This window comes from Mycoplasma tracheobuteonis (assembly GCF_054456995.1).
This window is the reverse complement of record NZ_JBTKTG010000001.1, coordinates 21657-35624: the sequence shown is the minus strand read 5'-3', so window position 1 is coordinate 35624 and position 13968 is coordinate 21657. Positions and strand designations below refer to the sequence as shown.

The window sequence follows — 13968 nt, the reverse complement described above, 5'->3', positions numbered from 1 at the left end:
TGCCTTTTTTACAAAAAATTAAAATTAAAAACTTTATTTTACAACCGAAATTAGTTCTTTAGTGGAAAGCCATATTTTTAATTTTTATAGAAAGTTCCTATATATTTTAATATAATTATTATGTAAGGGTAATATATGACAATAAGTACAAAATATTTAAATATAAATTGCATATACTTTTCTAAAAAACTTGCCGCACTTTTTTGTGTGGCTTTTTATTACTCTTATAAGGAATAAAAAATGAAAAAGACATTCAAAAAAATATTTAGCATATTGACTCTAAGTTCTGTTGTTGGTATTTCTATACCTATATCAATGTCTGCATCATTATCAAATGATGTGAAGATTAATAAATATACAAACACTACTATATCTTTAGAACAGTTAAATTCTTATAAAAACATTTATAGTTATTTTTTTAAATTGCATAACATAAGCAAGCAAGAAGATTTAAATTTTGATTTAAATGAATCTTATAGTAAGGTAGGAATTATTGAGGTAAATGGTATAAAGAAAAGTGACATAATAAATACTAAAATTAATTCACATAATTTTCATGTTCACGGGGATTTTATATCTGAATATTCAAATACAAATACTATGCACGGTTCTAAAGTTTACTCATTAATAGGCTCTGACCTCGGAGTAAATAATAACGCAAATGTGTACTATAGTAGTCTCGATATGATTAATTCAATAAAAAATGATTCAGAAAAACAAAATATATTTAATAAATATCCAGACATAAACCAAAACATTTATTCAAAAATAAAAAACTCATTAGATTATATGGTGGCTAATGATGTAAAAATTGTTAATTTAAGTTTAGGTCCTAAATTACTTAGTTATTCTCAAGATAAAAATATTGATTTCGAAGTTCTTAATAGCATCGAAAATAATTTTATTAATACTCAAAACTTTATTGCTAAGGATAATACATATCCAGAAATTGCCGAAACTTATTGGCTATTGAATATATCAAAAATATTAAATTTAGATTTAAACTCTGGATCAAAACTTGATGAAATCCTAGACTTTTATAACAAAAAATACGGAATCTCAGTAATAGCTGCAGCTGGTAATGATGGTGAAATTTATAGTAATATCACAAAATATATTCAAAAGTTAAAAAAATACAAATCACTTGACTCATTGATAAACTCGATAAAATGGCAAATAAAATCATCATGAAGGTCAAACGACTTGAATGAATGAATACATCTAAATAACTTGTTAGATGTAGTAAATGCAAATAAAAATTCATTGTCTCATATTATAACCTCAGTTAATAAAGATGATAATTTAGCAAAAAATGTTATTAGTAAATACAATAAATTTATAGAGAATACCATAGGCAATAATGTTGTGTATGTAGCATCTGTTAATGATTCAATGAAACCTTCAAAATTTTCTACATTTGCTATGTCTGAAAATGATAATCTCCCTTTTGTCAGTTCATATGGTGAAGCACCTAAATTAAATTCAGCTGAAACTTTAAAAGAAAAATCATCAGACAGCAAGCTGAACTCATTAATTAATTATTATTTAACAAGCGAAGGCACAAGCTTTTCAGCTCCTATAATTACAGGTATGATTTCTTTATTGCAACAATCATTCAATAGAACATTTAGTATGGCTGAAATTAAAGCATTATTAGCATATAGTTCACAAATTAAAGAATACAACCTTAATACATATACAAATTCCGATTATGATGAGGTTTACTATATTAAAAATGATTTCAACTATGGCGTCAGAAGAAAAAACAATTCATTTTCTAAAATAGGTTTTGGTGTTCCTGACTATCGCAAAATGTATCAAATAGTTAAAAATGGCCAACTTAAGAAATTCAAGATTGATTTTAATAGCATAAATGATAAAACATTTACTTATAAAATACCAGAAAACGAATATGAATACAACAATTCATCTAGATATTCTATAGTTTTATCCTATGATAAAATAAATCCTGTAAATGATAAAAAAGGATTCTTGTGATATCTTTCAAATAAAAATGATGAATCAGGTAAATACTTTGATTTTCTTATATATTGTTCAAAAAATATCAAAGATTTTGATATTTTAAACCTAAAAGCAGAGTTTGATTACACAGTTTACTATCAAAATTGATTTGATTATTATAATTATTATCCTGAAGAAATTTCTCGTTCTAAAAAATCTATTAGCAACTCCAATACATCTTCTGTTGAAAAAATTTGAATAGATATGCCAGTATATGAGAGAGATAATGCAATCTTTATGGATGACTATAGTGTATACATTTCAATCGTATTTTTAAATGAGTTATATAGAATATACAGTGACTACAAAAATCAGAATGATTATCTAGATGACATAATTACTTGAGAAGAATGTAAAAACATTTTTATCGAATATATTAATTCATTAGATATAACTTACATAATCGGAACTGACTATTTTATCGCAAAAAGAGGATAGAAAGGAATACAATGAAAAATAAATTTTATAAATTATTATCAATGACTTCAAGCGCATTAATACCTATATTGTTCTTAACAATATCTTGTCAACCAAGTCAACAAAAAGAAAATAACGACCTTGAAACTTTTAATAAAACATATGGAACTACACTTATTAATAAAGATATCAAAAATAATCAAGTTATTGATTTCAAAAAGCTGGTTGAAATTTCAAAAAAATTAAATCTAAAAAACACTAAGGATCAAGAGTTTTTCAAAGATTGGTTAAAACCTGCAGTTTTAAGAATTATTGATTTTAGCAAAACCAATTATAACAAGCAAGTCATCGATTCATATACCAATCATTTAGGATTACTTGTAGAAACTTTTATAACCCCAAAAGAACAACTTGGATTTACAGTTCAATCACTTGATATTAAACCAGAAGTAAGTGCAAAAGAAATTATCAGTCAACGCTCAATAATTAATGAAGCTCAAACTAATAGAGACAAACAAATTAAACTTATTTCTGACAGTAATAATGAGTTTCTTATAAACGAATATTGAAATATTATGTCAAAAGGATTTTCAAATAATTCATATTTAGCTCTATTAAAAAACAGTAAAGTTGTTGTTAAAAATAACGAAATATCATTATGAGACTATTTATTAACACAAAATAGTGTCATAAACAAGGAATTACAATTTAATAAATTTACAGATTGGTTTACTTCTTTTAAAGATCTAAATCATAAAGAAAAAAATCTATTAATCAATAAATTAGGTAGTAATGCAGTAAACACATTAGGTGATAGTCCTATAATTTCTTCAAATATTTTGACAAAAGAAACGAAAACCGATAATAATACTAAAAAACTATCTATTAGCGCTGAGGTCTTTTGCTATATGAGTGAAAGTATGCTAAATAAAGCCACTCCTTTAGTTCAAATTATTAAAGATTCAAGCACCAATACTTCAACTATAAGTATAGTATTGGCTTCAACACATCATAATTCTTATCCTAATATTTCGACTTTCGAATTAAATTGATATAAAAATAATCTTTTATGAGATGATGAGTTATCCCCTTCTGATGTAACCGAATTGCCTGGATTTTATGTTGGAAATCCAGATATCAATTTTAAAGATCTAAATGATGCATATAAAAGTTATAAAGAATATGTAAAACCTAAATTTTACAAATTAAATATTGATTTTTCTATTCCTGTATCTGATGAAAATTTCAGCTCAGTTGTTCTCGCATATACACAAGCGATTAAACTTAACGACCATAATATTTTAATCGATCAATCTAAACCATTAGCATTGTCTAAATTAGCATCTTATCTTTCTAATAATAATGATGGTGAAAATATTCAATTAAATGACGATTTATTTAATATTTTTAGCTTTAAGGATAATGAAATTAATAAATTAAAAGAATCATACCTAAAAAACAATAAGTAATATACAAAACTGTTTGCATTATATGTAGGCAGTTTTTAAAATTTTAAAAACAAAAAACTTTTTAGTAATTTAAATCCAAAATAGTAAAATATAAAAACTATGAATAAAACAGTTTCAAATAATAAATATGATGCAATAGTTATTGGCGGAGGGCATGCTGGTGTTGAAGCAACATTTGCTTTAGCAAATATGGGACATAAAGTTGCTTTAATCAGCTTTGATCTTTCAAGAATTGCTATGATGCCTTGCAACCCTTCAATCGGAGGTCCTGCTAAAGGAATTATTACACGTGAAATCGATGCTTTAGGTGGTGTTCAAGGATACTTTTCAGATTTAGCAATGATTCAAATTAAAATGCTAAATGAATCAAAAGGCCCTGCAGTTAGAGCTATGCGTGCTCAAATTGATAAGGAAAAATACTCAAGAATAATTCTAGAAGCTTTAGAAAAGCACCCTAATGTAACTTTAATTGAAGGAGTTGCTGAAGAAATTTTAGTTGAAGATAATTCATTTAAAGCAATAGGACTAGAAAATGGAGATGTGCTAGAAGCTAGTGAACTAGTTATCACTACAGGAACATATATGAACTCTCGTATTTTAAGAGGTGATCAAATTACTATTTCTGGGCCTGATAACCAAAAAACTACTCCTAAACTTTCACAATCTTTAGCTAAACTTGGTTTTGAATTGCAAAGATTAAAGACCGGAACACCTGCTAGAGTTTTTGCAGATTCAATTGACTTTTCTAAAGTAGAAAAAGAAAACTTAGAAGATACCTATTTATCATTCTCAACTAGATCTAATGTTAAATTAGATAAGCAAATTTCTTGTTATTTAACATATACAAATGAAAAAACTCACGAAATAATTCGTGAAAACATTGGTCGTTCAGCCATGTATTCAGGATTAATTGAAGGAATTGGTCCAAGATACTGTCCAAGTATTGAAGATAAAGTTATGCGTTTTGCTGATAAACCTCGTCACCAAGTCTTTTTTGAACCAGAAACAGTTGACGGATCAATCATTTATGTAAACGGAATGTCTACATCTATGCCAGTGGAAGTACAAGACTTAATGCTTCGTACAATTCCAGGTCTTGAAAACTGTAAAGTTCAAAAATGAGGTTATGCTATCGAATACGACGCATTAAATCCTTTACAAATTTCGCCTTCTCTTGAATCAAAAGTTATTAAAAACATCTTTACTGCTGGTCAAATCAACGGAACAAGTGGTTATGAAGAAGCTGCAGCTCAAGGTTTAATGGCTGGGATTAATGCCGGTAGAAAACTAGAAGGAAAAGAACCATTAATCTTAAAAAGAGATGATGCTTACATTGGCGTTTTAATCGATGATTTAGTTACAAAAGGAACTAAAGAACCATATCGTATGCTTACAAGTAGAGCTGAATATCGTTTATTATTAAGAAATGATAATCCTGACTTAAGACTTGCAAAATACGGAAATGAAGTTGGATTAATCTCTAATGAACAATACCAAAAAGTAGTTGATAAATATGCAAGTATAGAAGCTAAAATGAATGAATTAGCAAACACTTATCTATCATCAAAAAGCGAATTAGCTCAATCCTTAGGCATTGAAAATGGTGTATCACTTCTTAGAGTTTTAGCTCGCCCTGATGTTGAAGCTAGTCAAGTTGTAGGCGATTATGAATTTAAAAATGAGCTTACAATCGCAGTTAGACTAGATGGATATATCAAAAAGCAACAAGCTGAAGCTAAAAAAATGAATAAACTTGAAAACTTCAAAATACCTTCAGACATTGATTATGAAAAAGTTCCAAATATTGCAACTGAAGCAAAACAAAAATTAACAAAAATAAAACCTTTAACAATTGGACAAGCATCAAGAATTAGTGGTATTAATCCTGCCGATATTCAAATGTTAATGTTTTACATAGAAACTAGAAATAAATAATTTGATAAGGAATGGCTATTCGAATAATATTAGTCACTTTATCCCTATAAGCAAGGAGTAAAATGAAATTAAACATTATTTGTGTTGGCTCATTAAGCAAAGAATTTAAAGTTCTTTATGAAGATTATGCTAAAAAAATCAATTACTTTTGTAAACTTAATGTAATTGAAATTAAAGAACAAAAAATCGAAAATATCGAACTTAAAAAACAAAAAGAAACTGAATTAATACTTGAAAAAATACCTAAGAACTCAAAAGTTTTTTACCTATCTCTTAGAGGTAAACAGTATTCTAGCGAAGAATTTGGCGACTTATTTTTAGATGTTGATAATGTTACATTTGTTATCGGTGGTTCTAATGGAGTTATCGAATCTTATTTCCCTAATCAAATCAATTTTTCTAAAATGACTTTTCCACATCAACTCTTTAGAGTTATGCTGGTTGAGCAAATATATCGTGCATTCACAATTAGAAATAATATTACATATCATAAATAGGAGGCTTAAGCCTCTTTTTTGTAACAAAAAACCACTATGACAGTGGCTAATAAGTAGTTTGAAACTTTTGATGTAATATTCTTTCTTTAAAGAAATCTAATGTTGAATATATCATAATTAGTAATACCGTATAGATAGGAATAGATATAAATGAACGAAGCACGATTGGTATCATAAAGTAGATATATTTATCATTTAGTAAGTAATTTTTACCATTGAAGTAGTTAGCATATTGAATGTAAACATATGGACCATAAATTCATCGAGCTAATACAATAACTGAAACCACTAAAGCAAATGAAATTAAGATTTTTTTCATTAAAATAAGTGATTTAGTACGGTTAATTTCTTCTTCAGATTTTTTGCCACATCCTTTAATAAGGAAACTAGCTAATATAACAACCCCTATTAATGCAGCTCCACTAATGCCTACCATAGATCATATAACTGTATCAGATAGGGTGGAAACTCCAAAGGTACGTGTTATTCTTCATCCTTGAGCATTTCCATTTTTCTTATCTACACCAAAGAAGTTTTTTAAATTTCCTGCTGTAGGATCAATATTGTGCAAGTAAGCTGCATATGATGTTGCAACTAGTAATGCTATAAAGATTAAAGTTAATAATATAGTTGTTGTTATGGCACCAGCAATAGTGTTTGATTTATACATTCATAGGAATAATTTTGAAATTAGCACTACTGCTACAGGCACTAAAGCATACATTCAGAATCATGACCATATAAATCCTGTAAACAATAATGAAGCAAAGTCAGCTATTAAACCTAAAATTACTGCCTTAAAAGTTGGAAAGAATAAAGCAAACACGATGTAAAATACATACTCAAAACTTAATCCAACTTTAGAAAGTCCTGTGAACTTTGTTAAAGTTGTAACAATTAAGAATAATCCTAACAACATACTAGACATTGTTAGATCTTGTATTGAAAATGTAAACGAGTCTTTAACTAATTTAGAAAAGCGTGAATCACTAGTTAAATTAATTAAATAATTTATATTTACTATATCTTGAAGTGAATTTATATTCTTGTTTTGGGGTACAAGATTTTTTTCTAAGATAAATCACTTATATAGAAAACTAGAAATAGGTAAAAATGTAATTACTCAGTCAAATTGCATAAGTCTTTCAAAAGTTTTACTATTTCAATGTAAATTTTGAAAGACTGTATGCAATCTGAAATGTAATTGATATGCTTTAACATATACTCAAAAGTTATAGTAGGCAAATAATAAAACAGCTACTACTATATAGGTATATCAAGTTTGTTGCTTGCTATCAATTTGCCCTTTAGCATTCACGATTCCTAATACTAAAAAGGTTATAAATAAAGCTTGATATATAAAATGAGCAATAAAAATTGAAAATTGCTGCTTAAATATTGATTTTTTTAGAACTTCTAACCTCTCACTTAGAAGTCAACTATTATTTTCTGGGTTTATTTTTTTACTTCTTGTCTTATTTCATCGATCTGTAATCATGGTATTATTTTATTACAAAAACATTATTTTAATGTAATTTTAGTAACAATTCTTGGTGTTTTTAGTCTTTAAATTGATAGTTATCAATTTACTTGCAAATAAATTTTGCTCTAAAGATTCAACAAAAGCATCTAGAATTTCTAATTCATTTACTTCTGCTAAATTATCTTTAAACAATTCATAATGCACATTATTAAATTGCTCTTTAAATATTTCGATAGGTATTCTATAAATATTTAAGAGCTCAATAACATAGTCGGTATATTTCTTCTTAGTATATAAAGTAATTTGTTTACTTCATTGATTCTTGTTTTGATATTTAGATTTCTTTCTAATTTCACAAAATAAAACATTATCATCAGAAATAAATACAGGCATAATAAAATTTGTTTCTATATCTATTTCTTTATTTAAAGCATCACTAATTTGATCATTTATTTTGTAAATTTGAAATAGTTTAATTGTTTCCATAATGATTTCCTTTCATTATATAAATTAAAATATTTCAAAAGTGTACAAAAAATAAACAAAAAAGTACATTTTTCAATGTACTTTTTACGTGAGTTAACGATATGAATTGTAAAACAATCCATTGTAGATAAGTAAAACTAATCTTATCTACACTATAATTGTAATACTTTTTTAATATATAATCAAGCAAATTTTTTATTTTTTTAAAATTTTTTTAAATCGGTAACTTGTAAACAAAAGATTTTTTATAAAACCTATTATTTATAGTCCTAGATTGAGCGATAAAAATATTTGATTTTTCGTTAAAAATCAGCACTTTAAGCCTTAGTATGAAATTTGATTACAACAGCTTATTTTTTTATAAAAAATAAGAGTTATTTTTATATAATTATTTTAATTTAAACAAAAACTAATTTATTACTAAATTAAAGCTAAAAAAGGAGAAAAAATGATTAATGTTAATGAATTTAAACCAGGTATCACATTCGAAGATGAAGGTGAAATCTTTGTTGTGTTAGATGCACAACACTCAAAACAAGGACGTGGTCAAGCTAACGTTAAAGCTAAAGTTAAAAACTTAAGAACAGGTTCTACTACAATTAAATCATACACAGGTGGTGATAAAGTTAAACCAGCTCACATCGATAAAAGAAGAATGAACTTCTTATACTCAGATGGTGAAAACATTATTTTAATGGATAACGAAACATTTGAACAAGTTGAAATTCCTGTATCACACGTTGAATGAGAATTAAACTTCTTAAAAGAAGGATCAGAAGTTCAAATCAGAAAATTCCAAGAAGAAGTTTTAGACGTTGAATTACCAGCTAACGTTGATTTACTTGTTACAGAAGCACCTGATGCTGTTAAAGGTAACACAACAACAAACCCACAAAAGAAAGTAACAGTTGAAACAGGATTTGAATTAGAAACACCTATGTTCATCAAAGAAGGTGACGTTATTTCAGTTTCTACAGAATCTGGAAAATACGTTGGAAAATCAAATAAATAATGAACTGAATTACAGTACCATACAATTCTAATCAAAGTTATATCGTACAGGAATCAGCTATCGTAGATGCTGTTTCTGTTGCATTAGAAACTACTAAATATGTAAAAAGTAATCTTTCAAATATGAGATTAAGCTTTGAAGAAGATCACTCAAATTTACAAATTTACATAGATGTTAAAATCCGTGGAGCTCAAACGAGCGAAATTGATCCATATGCAATAATTAAAGATTTAACATATAAAATTGAAGAAAATGTTAAAAGTTTAATTGATAAAAAACCTAAAAATGTACAAGTTGTTTTAATGGACATTTATTAAAATGCAACGCAGAGAATTTCCTAAAGAAAAAATGCCACTTTATCGTAAGCTTTTTAGCAACGAAGTTAAAAGTGAAATAGAAAAATTTGAAAAATTAAACCAAAAAAGATTTAGTAAGGCAACTAAAAAATATTTAGATCAAATTAATATTCTTTTAGTTGAATTAAGAGAGCATAAAATTGCTGATAAGGATTTAGTTCCTAATAAAGTTCTATTTAAAAGACTAAAAAGAGAGCATGCTTTTGCAAGAAATAGACCTTACAGCATTATTTTTGGAGTAGTCTTCCTACTTTTAATCATCTTAATTATCTTGCTAGCAATCTTAATCTAATGAGAGAAAATGAAAAATTCAAGAATACACAAATATTTTTCAAGGTTATTTGGTTCATTTAAATGACAGGATTGAATCACTTGTGCAATCGGTTTTACTTTAATTGTTACATATATAACCGTAACTGTTTTAGAATGACACTTTAGAAGTATATGAGTTTTAGAAGCTTATAATTTAAAAGGTCAAGATAATAAAACCATCTTAAATAATATTGAAGCAATTTACAACACTAGCGATGAAGATGCTAAACGAGTTATAACTGAATTAGTGTATCCAAATGCGACTTATTTATTCTGAGGTGGTTCTACATACTGATTTACTTTTATGTCTAACGTTTTAATGGGTGTAACATTATTTATTTACCCATTCTATCAAAAATCTCGTAGAGCACAGACTTTCTATTTTGCTTCAATGGTTTATATCATTGTTGTTATGATGGGTTACTGAGGAGGTGTTGTTTTTGACAACAGCATCATAACTCAAAATCGACCTTTTGAAATGATTAAAACATTAATCATGCATGCTGGTGCTCCGTTCTTAGGTTTATTTACACTATTTGCTTATGAACGTAAAAGAATACGTATTTCAACTAGATCAATTTGAGCATTTTGCACTTGACCTATTGCTTACTTATTATTTACCGTAGCAATCTACTTTATCGGATATAAATTTATGGCTCCTTTTGGTGGAACAGAACTACAAAGAGGGGTAACTATATATGGGGTTGTTTCTTTCTACCACCCTATAGGATATAAAGGTGATAGTATCTTTGTTATAGTTGTTTTAGATGTAATTATGGTATTATGTGCTATTTTTACAGCTCCAGCTATCGGATTTATCTTACGCAAAGTACTAAGAATACTAGCACCTTGACAAAAGAAACCTAAAAAAGTTTACTTCATTCGTCCTGAAACACGTGAAGCTATTCAAAAGCATAAGGCCGAATTAAAACAAGCAAAATTAGATAAGAAAAATCATAAACACCTTGTTTCTGCTTCTCAAGAAGAAACAAATGAATTTATTCTTGAGGATAATAATCAAGACTAACAAACAAACTAAGGTAATTAGTTTGTTTTCTATAACTATGAAATAGGAGAATTATGCAAGAAAAAGAAAAATATATCGCATCTTATTTCGATAAAACTAAAGATATCCTTGCAACAAAATTACCTAATAATAAAATTATTATGCAATTTTTTCAACGTAAGGATGATGCAATTTTATGTGGAATTAATGAAGTTTTAGATATACTAGAAACTCAAACAGATACAAGCAAATACACTATTAGATACTTACCTGAAGGTAGTCACATCAACAGCTTAGATATTGTTTTAGAATTTGAAGGTCAATACCAAGAATTTGGTATCTGAGAAGGGCTAATTGATGGTATCTTAACACGTAATACATCGATTGCAACTAATGCATACCACTGTGTGCAAGCTGCAAAAAACAAAGAAGTTATTTTTATGGGTGATAGAGCTGACCACTATATCATTCAAGAAATCGATGGATATGCAGCTAGAGTAGGTGGAATTAAATTAGTTTCTACCTTAGCACAAAAAGATCCGAAAGATCAAAATGAGTCTGTCTTCGGATCTATGCCACATGTACTAATTCAAGGATTTAATGGAGATGTAGTAGAAGCTACAAAAGCTTATCACGAACTCTTTCCAAACAATAAATTAATTGCTTTAGTTGACTATCATAATGATGTTATTACAGATGCTTTAAAAGTATGAAAAGCCCTAGGAGATAAGGTTTGAGGCGTTAGAATCGACACTTCTAAAAATATGGTTGATCATATGTTTGATAATGAAGAACCACAATATGGAGTAAATCCTGAACAAATCTTTAGACTAAGAAAAGCTTTAGATCAAGCTGGTGCAACTAATTATAAAATAGTTGTCTCTTCAGGATTTAATGCAGAAAAAATTAAATTATTTGAAGACTTAAATGTACCCGTTGATTACTACGGTGTAGGGCAAAGCATTTTTAAACTTAATAATTCTTTTTCAGCAGATGCAACTATTTTAAACGATCAAAAGCAAGCTAAAGAAGGTCGTAGTTATAGATATAATCCTAATTTAATTACTTACAAGAAGTAATTAAATAAAAGAAATAATCGAGGTATAAAATAATGCAAAAAATACTATTTATAGATGGACATGTTATTCCTAGCAAAAATTCAGTATCACACAAAATTTTAGATTTACTAGAAACTAAATATCAAGAAGATGAAACAAATATCATCGAAAGAATTGATTTAAATGATACTAAGCTAGCTACAACATTTATGTCTAGCAATAATTTTTCAACATACTGAAACGATGTTGAATCAGATCAATGGATTGAAAAGGTTAAAAACACTGATGTATTAGTGATTTCTAACCCAATGATAAACTTTTCTAGCTCTGCGCTAGTCAAAAACTTCATAGATGCTATTGCTGTAGCTAATAAAACATTTAGTTACAAATATTCAAGTAAAGGTGATGCAATTGGACTACTAACTAACCTTAAAAAAGTAATTATAGTTTCTACTCAAGGTGCTCCAGATGGGTGATATCCTTGAGGAGATCACGCTAAATGACTAGAAGGTACTTTTAAATTTTTAGGTGTCCAAGATGTTCAACACATTAAATGATACGGAACAAAAGTTAAGCCTACTAGTGAAATAAAGCTTGAGGAACTAGAAAATTACATCGATAATCAAATCAATACAGCTATAAAATAGCTTTAAAAGTTAAAATATGGAACAAGATATGGAAGTTCTTGAGGGGACTTCTGTTTTTTTTTTTTTTTGTAAACTATTTTTAGAAAGGAATAAATGAAGAAGACACACTGAATCTTATTAACACTTGGAGGTATTACAACCTCATTAGTTCCATTATTTGCTACACAATGTAGTAAACAACAAGAAGATGCTAAAAAACCAGAACCAGACAAAAATGTAGTTGTTACACCAGTTAAGAAAGTTAAAACTGTTGAATTAGCAGCTACAAAAGTTACAGAACTAAATGCACTAGCTAAAACACTTAAAGAAGCAGATCAAGAATTCAAAAATGATGCAACTTTTACAGATATCAAACTTCACTATAACATTCAATTAGGTGGAAAATTCAATCTTAATAAAAATATTGAATATACAAAAGATGAATGAAATTCACTTATTCAAAAATTAAATTCTAAAAAGATTAATACAAACGTAGAATTAGGCACATTATTGATTGAAATTAATTCTCAAAATGACCTTACAAATGCAGAAAAAGCTTTAGAAGATGCATATCATAATTATTATGTAAATGAAGATTGATTCACTAACAGAATCAAAACAATGCTTAAAAATGCAGGTGGAAACCTACTTGGTTCAGTTACATTAGAAAATGCAATTAAAAAAGGTAAACAAGAAGAATATAATGCACTAGTAAATGAAATTAAAGCATTTATGTCAACTAATGGAAATGTTAAATTAGCAGACGATTTAGAAATATCTAAAATCGATCAAGACTTAAACAAAGGTTGATCATTAACAATTACCTTGAAAAAAGATAATTTAGTAGCTAAAGGTATTAAGTTAAACTTTAGAAAACCACACAGCGATTGAAGTGATACTGAAATCTTGGCTAAAAACAATGAAGATTCAAGATTTGATAAAGTAAAAGCTACCGTTGCTGAAAAAGCATTAGATTACAAAATGCTTATTGCTGGACTTTCTAAAGATGGAAACGAAGTCTTAAAAACAACAGCTAACAGTTTAATTGAAGTAGTAGTTCTAACATCTTTAAAAACTATGTTACCTGTACCATTAAACATTATTTGTTCAAATATTATGTCTAAGCCAATGATTAAATACTTAAACAATTTAGCAGATCAACTAATTGAAGTTTATTACCCTAAAACAAAGCTCAGTTAAGGCTGAGTTTTTTCTTTTTGCTTGTAAAAATAGTCTTATATTGGAAATTGTTTAAATATGAAATATTTAAATATGATAAAATTTAAATA

13 protein-coding genes are annotated in these 13968 nt (G+C 27.4%); 11 read left to right on the top strand and 2 right to left on the bottom strand.

What is annotated here, in order from left to right:
• Window positions 1-240: 240 nt before the first annotated feature.
• The 4 genes from ACX1M8_RS00145 to ACX1M8_RS00130 all read left to right on the top strand — a co-directional run bounded on the left by ACX1M8_RS00145 (window position 241) and on the right by ACX1M8_RS00130 (window position 6340).
• Complete coding sequence (locus tag ACX1M8_RS00145) at window positions 241-2460, top strand: S8 family serine peptidase (protein WP_458836534.1); 2220 nt, start codon at window positions 241-243, stop codon at window positions 2458-2460.
• Between the two features lie 11 nt (window positions 2461-2471).
• The gene (locus ACX1M8_RS00140) at window positions 2472-3908 is read left to right on the top strand and encodes a hypothetical protein (protein ID WP_458836533.1); all 1437 of its coding nucleotides are present in this window, start codon (window positions 2472-2474) and stop codon (window positions 3906-3908) included.
• A gap of 99 nt (window positions 3909-4007) precedes the next feature.
• A complete protein-coding gene (gene mnmG, locus ACX1M8_RS00135) occupies window positions 4008-5843 on the top strand; it encodes a tRNA uridine-5-carboxymethylaminomethyl(34) synthesis enzyme MnmG (RefSeq protein WP_458836532.1) in 1836 nt (611 codons plus the stop codon).
• A gap of 62 nt (window positions 5844-5905) precedes the next feature.
• The gene (locus ACX1M8_RS00130; protein WP_418018517.1) at window positions 5906-6340 is read left to right on the top strand and encodes a 23S rRNA (pseudouridine(1915)-N(3))-methyltransferase RlmH; all 435 of its coding nucleotides are present in this window, start codon (window positions 5906-5908) and stop codon (window positions 6338-6340) included.
• 46 nt (window positions 6341-6386) lie between these two features.
• Here the strand turns inward: ACX1M8_RS00130 and ACX1M8_RS00125 are convergent, their stop codons facing one another.
• Together ACX1M8_RS00125 and ACX1M8_RS00120 are read right to left on the bottom strand one after the other, a co-directional pair.
• Complete coding sequence (locus tag ACX1M8_RS00125) at window positions 6387-7838, bottom strand: hypothetical protein (RefSeq protein WP_458836531.1); 1452 nt, start codon at window positions 7836-7838, stop codon at window positions 6387-6389.
• Between the two features lie 39 nt (window positions 7839-7877).
• The gene (locus tag ACX1M8_RS00120; protein ID WP_458836530.1) at window positions 7878-8309 is read right to left on the bottom strand and encodes a hypothetical protein; all 432 of its coding nucleotides are present in this window, start codon (window positions 8307-8309) and stop codon (window positions 7878-7880) included.
• Between the two features lie 448 nt (window positions 8310-8757).
• Here ACX1M8_RS00120 and efp point away from each other — a divergent pair, with 448 nt between their 5' ends.
• The 7 genes from efp (at window position 8758) to ACX1M8_RS00085 (ending at window position 13879) form a co-directional block, all read left to right on the top strand.
• Window positions 8758-9321, top strand: coding sequence for an elongation factor P (gene efp / locus ACX1M8_RS00115; RefSeq protein ID WP_458616202.1), 564 nt, complete (start codon window positions 8758-8760; stop codon window positions 9319-9321).
• Window positions 9321-9638: an MMB_0454 family protein gene (locus ACX1M8_RS00110; RefSeq protein WP_458616203.1), complete on the top strand. Its 318-nt coding sequence runs from the start codon at window positions 9321-9323 to the stop codon at window positions 9636-9638. The genes efp and ACX1M8_RS00110 overlap by 1 nt, the downstream gene beginning before the upstream one ends.
• Window position 9639: 1 nt before the next feature.
• Entirely contained in the window at window positions 9640-9969 is a 330-nt protein-coding gene (locus ACX1M8_RS00105) for a hypothetical protein (protein WP_458616204.1), read from the top strand.
• Between the two features lie 9 nt (window positions 9970-9978).
• The gene (locus ACX1M8_RS00100) at window positions 9979-11016 is read left to right on the top strand and encodes an MAGa3780 family membrane protein (protein WP_458616205.1); all 1038 of its coding nucleotides are present in this window, start codon (window positions 9979-9981) and stop codon (window positions 11014-11016) included.
• Between the two features lie 53 nt (window positions 11017-11069).
• Window positions 11070-12074 (top strand): nicotinate phosphoribosyltransferase, encoded by a 1005-nt coding sequence (locus ACX1M8_RS00095; RefSeq protein WP_458836529.1) that lies wholly within the window; start codon window positions 11070-11072, stop codon window positions 12072-12074.
• 32 nt (window positions 12075-12106) lie between these two features.
• The gene (locus ACX1M8_RS00090; protein ID WP_458616208.1) at window positions 12107-12700 is read left to right on the top strand and encodes an FMN-dependent NADH-azoreductase; all 594 of its coding nucleotides are present in this window, start codon (window positions 12107-12109) and stop codon (window positions 12698-12700) included.
• 93 nt (window positions 12701-12793) lie between these two features.
• Entirely contained in the window at window positions 12794-13879 is a 1086-nt protein-coding gene (locus ACX1M8_RS00085) for a hypothetical protein (protein ID WP_458798224.1), read from the top strand.
• The last annotated feature ends 89 nt before the right edge of the window (window positions 13880-13968 follow it).